At 45.4% G+C, this 15,998-nt stretch carries 17 protein-coding genes; 11 read left to right on the plus strand and 6 right to left on the minus strand.

The features are described from left to right. Positions 1-16: 16 nt before the first annotated feature. Genes fabK through CLV27_RS00895 form a run of 5 tightly spaced genes read right to left on the minus strand, consistent with a single transcriptional unit; the run spans position 17 to position 3,618 of the window. Positions 17-970 carry an enoyl-[acyl-carrier-protein] reductase FabK gene (fabK, locus tag CLV27_RS00875; RefSeq protein WP_132524861.1) on the minus strand — a complete coding sequence of 318 codons (954 nt, stop codon included), beginning with the start codon at positions 968-970 and terminating at the stop codon, positions 17-19. A 20-nt stretch (positions 971-990) separates the two neighbouring features. Continuing rightward, positions 991-1,932, minus strand: coding sequence for a beta-ketoacyl-ACP synthase III (locus CLV27_RS00880; protein WP_132524863.1), 942 nt, complete (start codon positions 1,930-1,932; stop codon positions 991-993). Then, complete coding sequence (gene plsX / locus CLV27_RS00885) at positions 1,922-2,935, minus strand: phosphate acyltransferase PlsX (protein WP_132524865.1); 1,014 nt, start codon at positions 2,933-2,935, stop codon at positions 1,922-1,924. Before plsX ends, CLV27_RS00880 begins: the two co-directional genes overlap by 11 nt. A 1-nt stretch (position 2,936) precedes the next feature. Beyond that, positions 2,937-3,116, minus strand: a complete 180-nt coding sequence (gene rpmF / locus CLV27_RS00890) for a 50S ribosomal protein L32 (RefSeq protein WP_132524867.1) — start codon at positions 3,114-3,116, stop codon at positions 2,937-2,939. Between the two features lies 1 nt (position 3,117). Further along, the gene (locus tag CLV27_RS00895; RefSeq protein WP_132524869.1) at positions 3,118-3,618 is read right to left on the minus strand and encodes a YceD family protein; all 501 of its coding nucleotides are present in this window, start codon (positions 3,616-3,618) and stop codon (positions 3,118-3,120) included. A 99-nt stretch (positions 3,619-3,717) separates the two neighbouring features. Between CLV27_RS00895 and CLV27_RS00900 the strand changes: the two genes are divergently transcribed. From CLV27_RS00900 to CLV27_RS00955, 11 genes are all read left to right on the plus strand, one after another. After that, on the plus strand, positions 3,718-4,569 hold the full coding sequence (locus CLV27_RS00900) for a peptidylprolyl isomerase (protein ID WP_132524871.1): 852 nt from the start codon (positions 3,718-3,720) through the stop codon (positions 4,567-4,569). A 28-nt stretch (positions 4,570-4,597) separates the two neighbouring features. Beyond that, a complete protein-coding gene (locus CLV27_RS00910) occupies positions 4,598-5,452 on the plus strand; it encodes a methylenetetrahydrofolate reductase C-terminal domain-containing protein (RefSeq protein WP_243644822.1) in 855 nt (284 codons plus the stop codon). Further along, positions 5,449-6,336, plus strand: a complete 888-nt coding sequence (locus CLV27_RS00915; RefSeq protein ID WP_132524873.1) for a methylenetetrahydrofolate reductase — start codon at positions 5,449-5,451, stop codon at positions 6,334-6,336. The genes CLV27_RS00910 and CLV27_RS00915 overlap by 4 nt, the downstream gene beginning before the upstream one ends. Positions 6,337-6,350: 14 nt before the next feature. Then, complete coding sequence (gene uppS, locus CLV27_RS00920; protein ID WP_132524875.1) at positions 6,351-7,037, plus strand: undecaprenyl pyrophosphate synthase; 687 nt, start codon at positions 6,351-6,353, stop codon at positions 7,035-7,037. Continuing rightward, positions 7,034-7,786, plus strand: a complete 753-nt coding sequence (locus CLV27_RS00925) for a phosphatidate cytidylyltransferase (protein ID WP_132524877.1) — start codon at positions 7,034-7,036, stop codon at positions 7,784-7,786. Before uppS ends, CLV27_RS00925 begins: the two co-directional genes overlap by 4 nt. Further along, positions 7,783-8,772: a hydrogenase expression/formation protein HypE gene (gene hypE, locus CLV27_RS00930; protein WP_132524879.1), complete on the plus strand. Its 990-nt coding sequence runs from the start codon at positions 7,783-7,785 to the stop codon at positions 8,770-8,772. Before CLV27_RS00925 ends, hypE begins: the two co-directional genes overlap by 4 nt. Then, the gene (locus CLV27_RS00935; RefSeq protein WP_132524881.1) at positions 8,773-9,534 is read left to right on the plus strand and encodes an ABC transporter permease; all 762 of its coding nucleotides are present in this window, start codon (positions 8,773-8,775) and stop codon (positions 9,532-9,534) included. Between the two features lie 14 nt (positions 9,535-9,548). Further along, positions 9,549-10,595, plus strand: a complete 1,047-nt coding sequence (gene hypD, locus CLV27_RS00940; RefSeq protein WP_132524883.1) for a hydrogenase formation protein HypD — start codon at positions 9,549-9,551, stop codon at positions 10,593-10,595. 12 nt (positions 10,596-10,607) lie between these two features. Beyond that, the gene (locus CLV27_RS00945) at positions 10,608-12,437 is read left to right on the plus strand and encodes an HDOD domain-containing protein (protein ID WP_132524885.1); all 1,830 of its coding nucleotides are present in this window, start codon (positions 10,608-10,610) and stop codon (positions 12,435-12,437) included. Positions 12,438-12,448: 11 nt separating this feature from the next. Further along, on the plus strand, positions 12,449-12,802 hold the full coding sequence (locus CLV27_RS00950) for a NifB/NifX family molybdenum-iron cluster-binding protein (RefSeq protein ID WP_132524887.1): 354 nt from the start codon (positions 12,449-12,451) through the stop codon (positions 12,800-12,802). 192 nt (positions 12,803-12,994) lie between these two features. After that, positions 12,995-13,600, plus strand: coding sequence for a peroxiredoxin (locus CLV27_RS00955; protein WP_132524889.1), 606 nt, complete (start codon positions 12,995-12,997; stop codon positions 13,598-13,600). A 30-nt stretch (positions 13,601-13,630) separates the two neighbouring features. Here CLV27_RS00955 and CLV27_RS00960 read toward each other — a convergent pair whose 3' ends face one another. Further along, positions 13,631-15,988: a BamA/OMP85 family outer membrane protein gene (locus tag CLV27_RS00960; protein ID WP_132524891.1), complete on the minus strand. Its 2,358-nt coding sequence runs from the start codon at positions 15,986-15,988 to the stop codon at positions 13,631-13,633. Between the last annotated feature and the right edge of the window lie 10 nt (positions 15,989-15,998).

Raw genomic sequence — 15,998 nt, forward strand, 5'->3', positions numbered from 1 at the left:
TAAAACCTCTCTACCGTTATTCATTTCCAAAGAAACGACCGCAGAGCTCCCTTAAAGTCCTCTCAGCTCCTTCCATAATGTCCCTGATAATCTCCTCTGCAGTCTCCTCCTTATTGACGTAACCTACAACCTGACCAGCCATGACTGAACCCCACTCTACGTCTCCTTTCTCAGCAGCAAGACGGAGCCTTCCCCTTCCAAGCTCTTCAAGCTCCTCCTTGGACGCACCGGAGAACTCAAGCTCTGCGAACTTCTTAGTTAACTTGTTCTCAATGAGCCTCACGGGGTGACCGGTCGTTATACCAGTAACTGTAATTTGATTGAACCTCGCCTTCAGAACCTTTTGCTTGTAGTTAGGGTGAACGTTACACTCCTTGGCTGCAAGGAAGCGAGTTCCTACCTGAATACCCTCAGCTCCAAGGACAAAGGCAGCTGCTGCCTGTTCGCCAAGGGCAATACCGCCGGCAGCAATAACGGGAATATTCACGGCCCTAACTATTGAAGGAATGAGAACCATCGTTGTCAGCTTACCTATGTGACCTCCAGCCTCCATTCCTTCAGCAATAACGGCATCGCAACCTATCCTCTCCATACGCTTGGCAAGGGCATCACTCGCAACAACGGGAATAACCTTTATTCCCTTCTCCTTAAAGGCAGGGATGTACTTACCGGGATTACCAGCTCCCGTCGTTACGACGGGAACTTCCTCCTCAAGGCAGACCTTTATTATCTCCTCGGCGTTAGGCATCATTAGCATAATGTTAACACCAAAGGGCTTATCGGTAAGCTCCTTGCACTTTCTTATTTCTTGGCGGAGCTCTTCCGCACTTCTACTTCCACCGGCGATTATTCCGAGACCTCCAGCGTTTGAAACGGCAGCCGCAAGTTCAGCGTCTGCAATCCAAGCCATTCCCCCCTGAAGAATGGGGTATTCAATCCCCAGTATCTCACAGATTCTCGTCTTGAGCATTTCTCAGCCTCCACCAGATTTTAAAGCCTCAGAACGCAAGACCCCCAAGTAAAGCCTCCTCCAAAACCTATGAGAAGAACAAGACTACCCTCGCCTATTCTACCTTCCCTAAGGGCCTCATCAAGGGCTATGGGAATTGAGGCAGCGCTTGTATTACCGTACCTGTTAAGGTTTACAAAAATCTTTTCCCTGTCAATACCGAGCCTTTCGGCAACGGCGTTTATAATCCTGAGGTTGGCTTGATGGGGAACGAGCAAGTCTATCTCCTGAGGAGAAATTCCCGTCTTTTCAAGGACCCGAATGGCAGAGTCAACCATCGTCCTCACAGCTACCTTAAAGACCTCGTTACCCCTCATCCTTACGTAAAAGGGAAACTCCTCGTTTGAGCCAACTGAAGGAACGTAGAGTAAATCACCGTAAGAGCCGTCTGCTCCAAGGTCAAAGCCGAGAATGCCCTCTTCTTCACCCTTTTTAAGAACAACTGCTCCTGCACCGTCTCCAAAGAGTATACAGGTAGTTCTGTCCTTCCAGTTAACGATTTTAGAGAACCTCTCAGCCCCTATAACAAGGGCCTTGTTTACATCCTTAGACCTCATTATGGAGTCGGCAACGTAAAGGGCGTAGATGAAACCGGTGCAGGCTGCAGAAACGTCAAAGGCTATTGCCCTTTTATTTTCCATTTTCGCCTGAACTTTACAGGCAGTAGAGGGAAAGAAGGCGTCTGGAGTTGCAGTAGCCACAACGATAAGGTCAACTTCTTCAGGGTTTCTACCTTTTAGAGCCCTTACGGCAGCTTCAGTTGCCATATCGGAGGTGGTTTCTCCCTCGCTGATACGGCGCTCCTTAATGCCCGTCCTTGTTGTTATCCACTCGTCGGAGGTCTCTACCATTTTTTCAAGGTCAAAGTTTGTAAGGACTCTATCCGGAACGTAAGAACCTGTAGAAACTACCTTAACACCCATTTAACTTCCCGTACTTTTGTATGTTTTCCTCTATGTGCTCGTTGAGGTGGCTTTTTGCAAACTGGGCAGCGACTTTTATGGCGTTCTTTATCGCCTTGGCGTTTGAACTGCCGTGGGAAATTATAACAGGCGCCCTTACGCCAAGGAGGGGAGCTCCACCCCACTCAGCGTAGTCTATCCTTTTCTTAAAAGTCCTTATAGCTGGCTTGAGGGTTACCGCTCCAAGCCTTGAGATGAAGTGTCTCTCTATTTCTTCTCTCAGTATTTTCGCAAGTATTCCTGCAAGACTTTCGCTTAGTTTCAGGGCAACGTTACCTACAAAGCCGTCACAGACTATAACGTCAAAGTTGCCCGAGTAGATATCCCTACCCTCTGCATTGCCAACAAAGTTTAGCCCCTTCTCCCTTGCTGCCTTAAAAAGGGCGTAGGCTTCCTTTGTCAGCTCGTTACCTTTCCCCTCTTCCTCTCCAATGTTGAGAAGGCCTACTCTGGGATTCTTTTCTCCGAGAACGTAGCGGGCGTAAGCCTCGCCCATTACTGCAAACTGAAGGAGGTGAAAGGGCTTACAGTCAACGTTTGCCCCTACGTCAAGGAGAAAGGTCTGACTCCTAAGGTTTGGAAGGACGGCAGAAATCGCCGGTCTATCTACCCCCTTTAGCCTTCCGACTGTAAAAAGAGATATAGCCATAACAGCACCGGTGTTACCGGCACTGACAAAGGCATCGGCCTCTTTTCTTTTAACAAGCTCTAAGCCAACGTGAATAGAAGACCCTTTCCTTTTTAAGGCCTTTGATGGTTGCTCGTCCATAGGAACGGCATCGCTTGCCGGAACTATCTCTATTTTTTCTGATGGGTAGGAAAACTTTTCAAGCTCCTTCTTTAGGAGCTCCTCGTCACCTGTAAGAATGACAGAAATCCCAAACTCCCTAACGGCCTGAACAGCACCCATAACGGGAACATGGGGGGCATTATCACCCCCCATGGCGTCCAGAACCACCCTCATCTTACTCTTCTACCTCTATAACCTGCTCTCCCTTGTAGTATCCGCAGTACCTGCAGACCCTGTGAGGGGGCTTAGGCTGGTAGCAGTTGGGGCAGACTGAAATTGCCGGCACCCTCGCTTTCCAGTGAGTTCTCCTCTTGTCCCTTCTCGTCCTTGATACCTTCCTCTTTGGAACTGCCATCTTACTTCTCCTTTTCCAGTTTATTTTTAAGTGCTTTTAACTTCTCCCACTGCTCACCCTTTTTATCTTCCCACTCCCTATAAACGGGAACTTCACACTCCTCATCGCACAAAGGCTTAACCGGAAGGTTCAAAAGAATCTGCTCCCTAACAACCTCCACAAGGTCAAGGACTTCTTCGTCGGAGAATTTTATATCAAGGTCAGAAGATTTTATCTCTCCCCCTGTAATTTCTGACGTCGGCATGAGACGAAAAGCAAAGTCCCTGTCTATCCTTTCCATAAATTTCTTATTGCACCTGCTACAGGTGAGCTCTACCTCACCCTCTATTCTACCTTTTACTCCGTAACCGACAGGCCTCTTATAGACCTCCACACGGAGCTTAAAAGAGGTAGCAGAGCTCACCTCTTCTTTGGGGAGCTCTAAGAGTTTTGGCTGTATTTCAGTCTCAACCCTTATCGGCTCTCTAGCCGTAACCTCGTTAAGGTTAATTCTCCTCTTCATGGCTTTAGCCTATGATAAGATTGCCTTGAAATTTGGAGGATAAAGTTATGCACGAATAGACACTTTTGCAAACCTTTAAACCTTTTACGGAGGAATACAATGAGAAAAGTTCTACTCACCATACTTGCTCTTTTTGCACTTTCACTTCCTGCAAGCGCCAAGATAGTTGATTACATAGTCGCCGTTGTCAACGGAGAACCGATACTCTACAGCGAGCTGGTTGATTACGCCAAAGAAAACCGCATACCGGACTTAAGAGCAGCAAGGGATTCACTTATTGAGAAGAAAATCCTGTTGACAGAGGCAAAGGAAGAAGGGTTAACGGTTTCAGACAAGGAAGTGGAGGAAGCCTTAAAGGACTTTATGAAGCAGGGCGGGTTTAAAACGGAAGAGGAGCTAAAAAGAGCTCTAAAAGCCGAGGGACTTACCTTAGAAGATGTAAAGGAGAAGATAAGAGAACAGCTATTAGTCGCTAAGCTCATAGCGAGAAAGGTAAAGTCAAAGGTCAAAGTCACAGACCTTGAAGTAGAGAAGGTATGCAGAAAAGAAAAGAGCTCCAGCGTGAGAGAGGTCTACTACATATTTACAAAGGATAAGGGCAAAGCAGAGAAAGCTTTAGAAGTTTTAAAGGCAGGAGTTCCTTTTGAAAAAGTAGCCAAAGAGTACTCAGAGGACCCAATCACGGCAAAGAAAGGTGGTTACCTTGGCGAAGTTAGGAAAGGCACGCTCATTAAGCCCTTAGATATAGCAGTCTGGAGCACGGAACCCGGTAGGTTCAATCTGGTTCAGACAAAAGACGGTTACTTCATCGTTTACGTTAAATCGCAAAAGAGCAAAGGCTGCGATAGGGAGAAAATCAGGCGGGAGCTCTACATGAAGAAGTTTCAAGAAACTCTCAAGGCTTTCATTGATGAACTCAAGAAGAAAGCAAGCGTAAAGGTCTATATTTAAGGATTCAAAAACCTTCCTTGGAGGAAAAGTGGTAGTAGTCAAGCTAAAGCCCCTTGAAGAGATTTTAGAAAAGTTAAGAGGCTTCAGGAGAGTCTTTATTTTTGGCTGTGAGCTCGGCTCTGGAAGGTGCAAGAACGGTGGACTGAGAGAAGCTCTGAAATTAGCAGGAAAGTTAGACGAGAAAGGATTTGAAATAGTAGGAATAACAAGCCCCGGAGGAACGTGTGTTCTTGAAAAAGTAGACATAGTAAAAAAGGATAAAGCAAAGGCAAAGAAAAGAATCGTAGAGAACTTGATAAACAAGTTAGAGAAAGAAGTAGAAGAGATAAATAAATTACGGGAACTATCTAAACATGAGGGACTACTATCCAGACTCCTCAGGGAATATGTTCTTAAAGAGAAAGAAGAACACGTAGGATTGTTAAAAAAGGAACTTTCACCGTTACTATTACAATTGTCAGCGATAGAAGGATTATCAAAAGCCGATGTAATACTCTCCTTAGCCTGTGGAGCAGGAACTCAGCTCATAGCCGAAAATGTTGACATTCCCGTAATAACGGGTGTTACTACCCTTTTTATAGGTGCAGAGAGGGAAGGAAGATTTTTTAACGAGTACTGTATAGCCTGTGGAGACTGCATCATCTCCGATACAGGTGGGATATGTCCCATAGCCCGCTGTCCAAAGTCCCTCACAAACGGACCCTGTGGCGGCGCTATTGAAGGACAGTGTGAAGTTGACAAGGAACTTCCCTGCATCTGGTACAGAATTGCAGAGAGAATGAAGAAGATAGGAACGTTTAATAGGTTAAAGGAAACTGTCCCTCTTAAAGATTACAGCAAGTCCGTATATCCCAGAAGGCTAATTCTGGAGGAGAAGTCTTGACCTTTGGAGAGAAGCTAAAAGCAGGAAAGTTCCTGATAACGGCAGAAGTAGCTCCCCCAAGGGGAACAGACTGGAAAAGCGTTGTAAAGGGGATAGAACCCTTACGGGGAAAGGTAGACGCCTTTAACGTTACCGACTGTCAGAGGTCAATGGTCAGGATGTCGGCCTTGGCCATGTCAAAGCTCCTCCTTGACAGTGGCTTTGACCCGATACTACAGCTTACCTGTAGAGACAGAAACAGAATAGCCCTCCAGTCTGACCTTTTAGGTGCAGCAGCTTTTGGCATTAAGAACATCTGCCTGATGACAGGAGACTTTACGACCCTCGGAGACCAGAAGGACGCAAAACCTGTCTTTGACGTAGACTCAGTAGGGCTGATAGAGACGGCCAAAAGGCTTACAGAAGGATACCTCCTAAACGGTAAAGAGTTAAAGGGAGTCCCAGAGTTCTGTATAGGGGCAGTCTTTAATCCCTTTGCAGGGCCCTTTGAACTTCAGATTATGAAGCTGGAGAAGAAGATAAGGGCTGGAGCTCTCTTTATCCAGACCCAGCCAGTTTACGACGTGAAAGTGGCAGAGGAGGTTAATAGCCTCATATCGGAACTCGGAGCTGTCCCCATCATAGGACTACTTCCCATTAAGAGCCTAAGGATGGCCAACTTTATGAAGAAACTCAACCCAACTTCTATTCCTGACTCCTTGGTAGAAGGGCTTGAAAAGGCCAATGACCCAGCAAAGTACGGCTGGGACTACATCATAGACTTAGCCCACGCCATTGCAGAGTTTGGAAGGGGCATTCACTTTATGCTTGTTGGAAAGACAGAAGAGCTTGCCTCCTTTATAGACTACTTAAGAAACCACGAAAGGTACAACCACAAGTTTTAGGGAGGAAAACTTACATGAACGACCTGCCGGTGCACGTCGGCATAATAATGGATGGAAACGGTAGGTGGGCAAAGAGGAGAGGGCTTCCAAGGATTGAGGGTCACAGGAAAGGAGCTGAGGTAACTGAGAAGATAGTTATAGCCGCAAGCAGGCTTGGGATAAAGTACCTCTCTCTCTACGCTTTTTCAACAGAAAACTGGAAAAGGCCAAAGGAAGAAGTTGAGTTTCTCTTCCACCTAATGTACGAGTACGTGAAAAGTAAGCTCCAGCTTTTCCTTGATAACAACGTAAGCTTTAGGGCTATGGGAAGGCTTCATCAGCTCCCCGAATACCTTCAAGAAGGTTTTAAGGAAATAGAGGAAGAAACTCGCCACTGCACCGGCATGACGGCTGTCTTTGCCGTTAACTACGGAGGAAGGCAGGAGATTATTGACGCAGTTAACAGGGCACTAAAGGCAGGAGAAAAGGAGATAAACGAAGAAGTAATAAGGAGATACCTCTACATTCCAGAACTCCCCGACCTTGACCTTCTCATAAGGACGAGCGGGGAGTTAAGGATTTCCAACTTCCTCCTCTGGCAGTCGGCCTACACGGAGCTCTGGTTCACTAAAACCCTCTGGCCAGACTTCACAGAAGAAGAGTTCTTGGCTGCCATTGAAGACTACAAGAGGAGAGAACGCAGGTTCGGCGGTCTAAAATGAGAGAAAGGCTCATAGGTGCGCTACTTGTTGTAACTTACGCTTTAACTATGGTCTTAGCTCCTAAAGATTTCTACATCTCCTTAGTTTACCTCCTCGGTATAGGAATGGTGGCAGAGCTCTTTGCAATATCCAGAATGGAGAGCGCCAAAACGGCAGCTGCTGTTATTTTTTCAATCCTCTACTTTGCAGGGATACACATCCCCCACATCTCCTTCCTGATTCCCTCGGCAGGAATTCTCTTTCTATTCAGCTACTTCATACTAATAGAGGGAAAGGTTCCGGAAAAGTTTTTGGTAACTGCTGGGTTCTTTATATACTTGAGCATGGGAGTTATAGCCATAGGGAAACTTTCTAAGGAGCTCTTCATACTCCTCCTCAGCATCGTCTGGTCGGTTGATACCTTTGCCTACTTAGTAGGCAAGTATTTCGGCAAACACAAGCTAATACCGGAAATTAGCCCTAAAAAAACCGTTGAAGGAGCCGTTGGCGGCACAGTTGGAGGAGTAATTACTGGAAGCCTCATCGGGAACCACTTGGGAGTTCTTGAGTTCTCCGTGCTCACATTTTTTATACTTGCCACTCTAACAGCTATATCGCAGATTGGAGACCTACTTGAGAGCTTTATTAAAAGGTTCTTTGGAGTCAAGGATTCTGGCAATCTAATCCCCGGACACGGAGGACTTCTTGACAGACTTGACAGCAGCTTAGCAGTTGCTCCATTCTTAGTCATCATTGGAGGTCTGCAGTGAGAATAGAGATAGGACACGGTAGTGGTGGAAGGCTTACTCGCGAGCTTATAGAGAAAGTATTCCTAAAGCACTTTGACACTCCAGAGCTAAAACCCCTACAGGACGCATCGTGCATCTCTATAAGCGCAGAATCAATAGCCATAACTACAGACTCCTACGTCATTAGACCCCGCTTCTTCCCCGGCGGCAACATAGGGAAACTCAGCATCTGTGGAACAGTTAACGACTTAACAGTAAGCGGTGCAATACCTAAGTACATATCTGTTGGGTTCATACTTGAAGAAGGACTTCCCTTAGAAGAGTTAGAGAAAATCGTTGAAAGCATGGCAGAAACGGCCAAAAGAGCAGGAGTAAAAATAGTTACCGGCGACACGAAAGTAGTTGAAAGCGGAAAGTGCGACGGCATATACATAAACACAACTGGCGTAGGCGAGGTTGTAAGAGAGCTCTCTCCTCAGAATTCTGAACCCGGAGACGTTGTAATCGTAACCGGCTACGTAGGAGACCACGGAACGGCTATCTCCTTAGCGAGGGAAAACTTTGAAATTGAAACGCAAATTAAGAGCGACTGCGCCCCTCTTAACTCACTCCTTACACCACTCTTTGAGCTTGACGGCCTTCGTTGGATGAGGGACCCGACGAGGGGAGGACTTGCAACTGCACTGATTGAGTTTTCAGAAAGCGCTGGGGTAGGCGTCAAACTCTACGAGGAAAAGATACCGATAAGAGAAGAAGTTAAGTTCATCTCTGAGATGATAGGATACGACCCTCTGTACCTTGCAAATGAAGGAAAGGCAGTAATTATCGTAAGTAAAAAAGACGCTGAGAGAGCTCTTGAAATCTTAAAGTCCCACCCATTGGGCAAAGATGCCGAAATAATAGGTGAAGTAACGGAAGACTTTAAAGGAGTAAGGTTAATAACTTCCATAGGTGGAGAAAGGCGGCTTGAACTCCTTGAAGAGGACCCCTTGCCGAGGATTTGCTAAATGGAGACTTTTGGGGAGCTCCTTATAGTTACCCTCTCTTACCTCCTTATACTGGCCGTAGTTCTATTAGACAGGAAATTTGAAATAGGTCTGTGGAGGGAGCTCCTAACTTCCTCAGTTCTCTCACTAATTCAGCTCATTGGTGTAGGCTTTGTAATCCTCTTCCTCTTTAAGCTACAGCTAAAAGCGGTTTACCCTCTGTTTATCCTCCTCTTTTACGTAAATGCCGCAATAATCTCAACCAAGAGGTTCACGTTCAAGGGATACAGCAAAAGAACAGGGTTCTTAATATCGTTCATATCAATTGCCTCAATCTCCTCTGTGTCCCTCCTGTTCCTTTTTTTGAGCGGAATTTTGAAAATAAAAGCAAACAGCATCATACCCTTGGCCGGAATAGTCACAGCAGCCGGAATGAGGAGCCTGTCCTTAGCCTTTAAGTACTACGCCACGAGGCTAAAGGACCTTGAGGATATTATCGTTTCTATGGCAGCGCTGGGAGCCTCAGACACGCAAATTTTTAAGTTCATCTTCAGGGAAATTATAAACGACGTAACAATTCCCACGAGGGATATGCTCCGCTCTGCAGGTATAGTCCACATACCGGGAGTAATGGTGGGACTGCTCTTAGCTGGAACGTTACCGCTAAAGGCTGCTGTAATTCAGTTTGCCATTCTCGCTACAATGATATTTCAGTTCTTTTTCGTACCGAGCTTAGCCCTCTTCACCCTGATTGCAACGTGTGGCCTTAAAATTGAAAAGTAGAGGTGGAGGAAGTGGTGAAGGGAAGAATAAAAGAACTTGTAGAGGCAATTCATAAGCTCGCCCCAAAAGGGAAAAAAGTGAAAATTATGAACGTCTGTGGCTCTCACGAGCACACGATAACGGTAAGTGGAATGCGCTCACTGATGCCCGAAAACATAGAGCTCGTCCCCGGCCCCGGCTGTCCTGTGTGCGTCTGCTCTGAGAGCGACATAATAAACGCAATAAACCTCTCTAAAAGGGATGATACCATCCTCGTAACCTACGGGGACATGCTGAGAGTTCCCACAAGGATGGGTTCAATAAGGAGCAACGGTGGAAACTACAGGATGGTCTCTGCACCCCACGAGGTTTTAAGGATAGCTAAGGAAAATCCCGATAAAAACGTTGTTTTCTTCTCTATCGGCTTTGAGACAACCACAGCTCCAACAGCTGCTCTAATAGAAATGGGACTTCCAGAAAACGTAACTATACTCACATCCCAGAAGTTAACTCCAGAAATAATGGAAGTTTTAGTAAAAGACTCCGAAGTTGGTGTTGACGCCTTTGTAGCTCCGGGTCACGTATCGGCAATAGTTGGAGCAAACGCTTGGAGAGTATTTCCGGAAAAGTACGGCATACCAACAGTAGTCGCAGGCTTTGAACCTGACAACTTACTCTTAGCAATCCTCAAAATATTGATTCAGCTCAGAGAAAATAGAGCAGAACTTGAAAACGTTTATAGAGGAGTAGTTAAACCCGAAGGGAACAGAAAAGCACAGGAGCTAATGTACAAGTACTTTGAAAAGGCAGACGTAAACTGGAGAGGAATAGGAAGAATTCCAAAGTCTGGCCTTGAGCTAAAGGAAGAGTACTCCCATATTAACGCAAAGAAGGTGTTTAACTTGCCGGAGGTTGAAGAGGAGAAAGTCCCCGGCTGTATCTGCGATAAGATAGTTCTCGGAAAAGCCTATCCCAAGGACTGTAAGCTCTTCGGAACAGCCTGCACCCCCTCAAACCCCAAAGGCCCCTGTATGGTCTCCGGGGAAGGTGCGTGTAACATCTGGTACAGGTTTAACCAGTAAAGGAGGAACACTATGTTCAAATTCCTTGGCTTTGGAGGAAAGAAGAGCGAAAAGAAGAAGGTTGAAAAAGAGACAAAAGAGAAACCCTTAAACAGGAGAGCCTTTGATAGGTACGCCGTAGAAGGCTTAGGGGCTGTAAATAACATCTCAAAGGGAGGCTGTGAACTAAAGAAGGAAAACTACGAGGAGGTAAAGAGCGAACTATTAGAGGTGGAAATAGGTGGAGAAAAGGTTAAGTCTATCGTCGTTGAGGACAGGGCAACCTGTATTCACCTCAAGTTTATGGAGGAGTTTAAGAACAAGGAGCTCCTAAAGAAACACGTTAAAAGGTTAAAGGAGTACGAAAAGCCAGAAGAAAAGCCAAAGATAGACTTTCAGAGTTTTGAGGAGGGAAATTCAGAGCTTAAGGTGATTATAAACCTGCTCTCAGAGATAAATAACCCCAACACGACTACGGAAAAGTTAACAAACTACATAGAGAAACTCCCAAAGGTTAAAGAGGCCGTTTTAAGGGTTGCAAACAGCGTAGAGTCGGCAGCCAAGGAGAAGATAACCTCCCTAACAACAGCAATAGCAAGGATTGGATTTGAGAGGCTAAAAGAGGTTGTAAGGAGCACGATAGTAAAGGAGCTCTCCTTTGAAAATAAGGATCTTCCAAACTTTGAACACCTTGAAAGCTTTAGCGTCCTAAAGTCAACCTTCCTAACCGAAATTCTCCCTTATACCACCTTTAGGGATACAGGAAACGAGGCAAGACTCCTTTTTACAAGCGAAACGACTCCCCTCTCCTTTTTCACAAAGCTAAATGAGGACTTTAAGAAGTTCTACACCTCAGTAAACAGGCTCTACTCCCCTTACTCCCGCTACTTAGAAAGGCTTCACTTTGGAACGGACTTTCTAAAACTTGGAAAAGAATTCATAGTTGAGTACTCAGACCTTTTCAAGTACCTATACGACGGCTACATCCTTGCCCACCTATACCTATACCCTTCGCTGAATTTACCAGAGGATTTAAAGATATCCCTCAGCAGGAGAAAACTTGACTTTAGCTACATCTCCTACCTTACCTTCCTGACAGTCCTTGCCATCGTAGGAAGGGACAAGAAAAGCGCCTACATACTCTTAGGCAGGCTCAAAAGGCTCGGAATGAGCGCCGATAAGGCCATGGAATTCCTGTCAACCGTCGTTGAAAACGCAAACGATGCTCTCTACCACATGGGACTCAGAAGAAGCCTCAGGATGTTCTCCTACCCAAGCCGTTCTGTAAGGGCCCAAAGGATATTCCCCGTCAGGGACAACATCTACTTTAAGTACTTAGTAGAGAGGGTTTCCTCTGCTAAAAGGAGGCTTGTCCTAAGGCACGAGGACAGAACCTTTACGGGATACATACCGTACATCATCCTAAACGCAGAGGAGTTTGGCTTTAGGAATAAAGCCTTCTGCATAATTCCCTGTGAGAACCTCAGCGACTCAGAAATTGACCCAGAGGACTTTTCCAGCTTTGACATTATCGTTTTTAGGAACGTAGACCTTTTACCCGAAGAGCTCCTCAAAGACTTTGAAAAAATCTGGAAGGGCTTTGAGGGTACAGTTATCTGCACCTACTCCACCTACTCCTTCTTAGACTGGGAAAAGCCGGAGCTCCACAGAATTTTAAGGGAGTACGTGGTGGATATCCCCTCCTTCTTATACGAAACAAAAAACCACGAGTTTATGGTTGAAAGGGTTAAGGAGGAACTGGAGGAGGTCTTAGGCAGGAGCTCCTTTGACAGAAGTTTGATTTTTGTTAATGAAACTACAGAGAGGGTGATTTATTCTTACCTTAAAACCTTTAAGCTTTAGGAGGAAAGAGTATGAGGATAGCCATACCGGTAGACGAAAGTGGAAAGGTTGTCAGCATGTTCGGTTCAGCTCCTGCTTTCTTAATAGTTGACACGGAAAAGGGTGAAAAGGAAACCGTTCCCAACCTTAACAGCTGTGGTGGGTGTAGCGTCGGCTGCAGTGGAGGAAAGAGCCCTGCAGACCTTTTAGCCGAGAACAACGTTGACGTCCTCTTAATAGAGAAACTCCCAAAAGAGCCCTTTATGAAGCTTGCAAGAAGGGGAATTGTCGTTTACCAGCTCCCAACAGATGTTAAAAGTGCCGACGAGGCTGTAGAACTCTTTAAAAAGAAAGAGCTAAAGGTTCTCTACCTTCCCGCCAGTTAAGTCCTTCTTCCCCGCTCAACTGCGGGGATTTTTCCAAAATTTCCAGTTTTCTTTTTAAACAAGAAAAAAACATCATCATATAGAGAAGAGTTATCAGCTTTTCCTTCTTTATAGATGCAACTTAGTTGCAATCAGTAATAAGAAGCATTATTATTAAGACGAACAAAAATACAACACAAAAAGGAGGAGAGAATGGCTCTCGTAGGACAAAAAGCTCCTGAGTTCTGCCTCAACGCTTACGACCCAGTAAAGAAGGAGTACACTACCGTTAAGCTTTCCGACTACGCAGGAAAGTTCCTCGTACTCTGCTTCTACCCAGCAGACTTTACATTTGTATGCCCAACAGAAATTGCAGCCGTAAACGCAAAGATTGACGAGATTAGGGCTCTCGGCGCAGACGTTCTTGCAATTTCTACAGACACCCACTTCAGCCACCAGCTCTTCTGTGAAGTTGAGCCACTCCTCAAGGACCTCAAGTTCCCACTTGCAGCAGACCCAACAGGAGAAACTGCAAGGAAGTACGGCGTTTACATTGAGGAAGCCGGCCTTGCAAGAAGGGGTAGGTTCATCATCAACCCAGACGGCGTTATAGTAGCTGAAGAAGTTCTCAACCCACCTGTTGGAAGGAACGTCAACGAGCTCCTCAGACAGCTTGCAGCTTGGAAGCACGTCTACGAGAATCCAAACGAGGCTTGCCCTGCTAACTGGAGGCCCGGCAAGAAAACCCTTAAGCCCGGTCCAGACATTGCCGGTAAAGTTGGAACTGTTATCACAATTGACGAGATTCTCGCCGAGTAATTTCGGGGGGCTTTGCCCCCTTAACTTTACTTAGAATGGAAAACCAAAGGATATGTGAAGCCTTCCGGGACCTTGGTGGGGAACTTTCTTAAGCTTATAGCCGTAGTCAAAGCGTAAAGGCCCTACAGGAGTTAGATACCTGAAACCTACACCAACAGACGAATACCAGTCTGAAAGGTTAACATCAAAGTCCTTAAATTTCTCAAAGACATTTCCTGCATCGTAGAAAAAGGCCAACTGTAAGTTCTCCTTAAAAAGGTAACGCAGCTCAAAACTCAAAAGCCCGTAAGCCTCTCCTCCTACAAAGTTCCCTTTCTCATCAACTGGAGATATAGTTCCGTACTTATACCCCCTAACGCTTTCAGCTCCTCCAAGGTAGAACCTGTCCTGAATAGGAATTAAACTCCCTCCGACTGGCTGTATTAAACCAACTCCCCACCTAAAAGCAGCAGTAAATTTTTCAAAGGGAGAAAGAAGGTAGAGAAACTTAAAGTCTCCCTGATAGTAATCGGTATCCCCTCCTAAGAGGCTGCCGCTAAAAGAGAGCTTAAACCTTGAAAGGAAACCTTTAGACGGATTCGTAACGCTATTCCTCTTGTCGTAAGTCTGGATGTAAAAAATAGTCCTTTTAACGAACCTTCTCTCTGTGTTTATAGAGGTATCCCTTACTTTTTCTCTTGCGATTTCCATTCCAAAGGTCTGACTGAAAACCTGCGAAGCCTTTCGGGAAAGAGAAAACCTATAAAGAACCCTGTCCGTGATAAAGCTCTGGAAAATTTGCTCCTTTTTAATAACCGAATATGAAGTCTCGTACTTCTTGAAGGGAAAAGCTGGTTTGCTCAGCTTAAAAACGGCATCGTAACCTTCTTTCTGCCTAAAGTTCCCGAAAAGGAAGTACCTAACACCAAGTCCCAGTGGAGAAGTGGATGAGAGAAAGCCGTTCAGAATATACCCGGAATCTGTACCCAAACCCACAAAGCCTCTAAGGTGTAACCTATTCCCCTCTCTAATCTTTATTACCTCGTTGATACATCCATCTGCCTTAAAGTCGTCAATAGTTACAGAGGAGAAAAGCCTACTCCCTATAAGGCGGGAATATTGACCGACAACTCCTTCCCTTGAGTAGACCTGTCCCGGGGAAAGGGTGAATAGGTTCTTTATCCATTTAAAGTTAGTTCTCTTAAGCCCTGAAACGAGGACAAAACCAAACCGGTAAAGTTTACCCGGAGATATCGCAACGTTGAGGGTTACAGCCTTTTCTTTCTCTAAATCCTCAAAAGTTTCAGAAACGTCAACTCTAACATCGGGATAGCCCTTCTTGGCATAACACTCAATTAATTTACTTTTCAGCTCTTCCAGCCTTTTCACAGAAAAAGGAAAGGGAAGCTTTAATCCCAATTTTGTAAAACACGCCTCCGAATCACCTGTAACCCTTACGGCCGTAACTACATACTTCTTTCCCCTTTTAACCTTGAACTTCAAGCTACTACCAACAAGAGTGTAGGTAACTTCAACGTCCCTGTAACCTTCCTCAAGCAATTCTCTCTTTAAATAGAACCTAAGCCTTTCCAGCTTTTCTTCGGAGAAAGGAGTATTCACAATATCAGAAAATCCTTGGGGCACCTGCAGACCATCGGGAATGAGGAGCTCCTTAACTAACACTCTTTTACCTTCATTAACGATAAAGACTACAGTAGCCGAACCGTCCTCTTCCTTTACCTCTACATCTACCTTTACGTATGGAAATCCCCTGTTCCTGTAGAACTTTTCAATGTTTTTCCTTGAGTTCTCAAGCTCAAACTCATCAACCGAACGGGCAGTCCGAAAGGTAAGAAGGGAGGAGAGCTCCTTACTTGAAAAATGGCTGTTACCGACAAACTTGAAGGTGTACTTCTTTCCCGGCTTAACACTTACAGAAAGGGTAGGAGGACGGAAAGAGTAGCTAACTGAAACGTTGTAAAAACCCTTCTCAAAAAAGAAATTTTCTACCTTCTCAACTACAGATTTAACCCTGTTAAGATCAAAAGGCTTTCCTTTAAGGGATGAAAAACTTTTCAAGAGGAAAGGACGAAACTTTTCGGGAGAAACAATCTGAAGTCTTTCAACGTAAAGAAGCGGCCCTGAGCTAACGTTTACAACAAGGGTATAGCAGTCAGGAAAACCAAGACGCTCAAAACGAACAGTAGCCTCACGGTAGCCGGAGGAACGAAGCTTTAGAAGGAGAAGCTGTTTAACGTTCTCTAAGGACTCAGGAGTTAGCCTTTTTCCTTTAAGTAGGAGCTCCACAGTTCTCTTAACTTCTGTAAGCTGTTCGGGCAGTCCTTTAAACTCCACCCTTCTGACAAGACTGCAGCTTTTAACGATTACCTTTTCTCCCTTCACCTCCACATCATATCCA

Source organism: Phorcysia thermohydrogeniphila (assembly GCF_004339575.1).
GTDB classification, from domain to species: domain Bacteria; phylum Aquificota; class Aquificia; order Desulfurobacteriales; family Desulfurobacteriaceae; genus Phorcysia; species Phorcysia thermohydrogeniphila.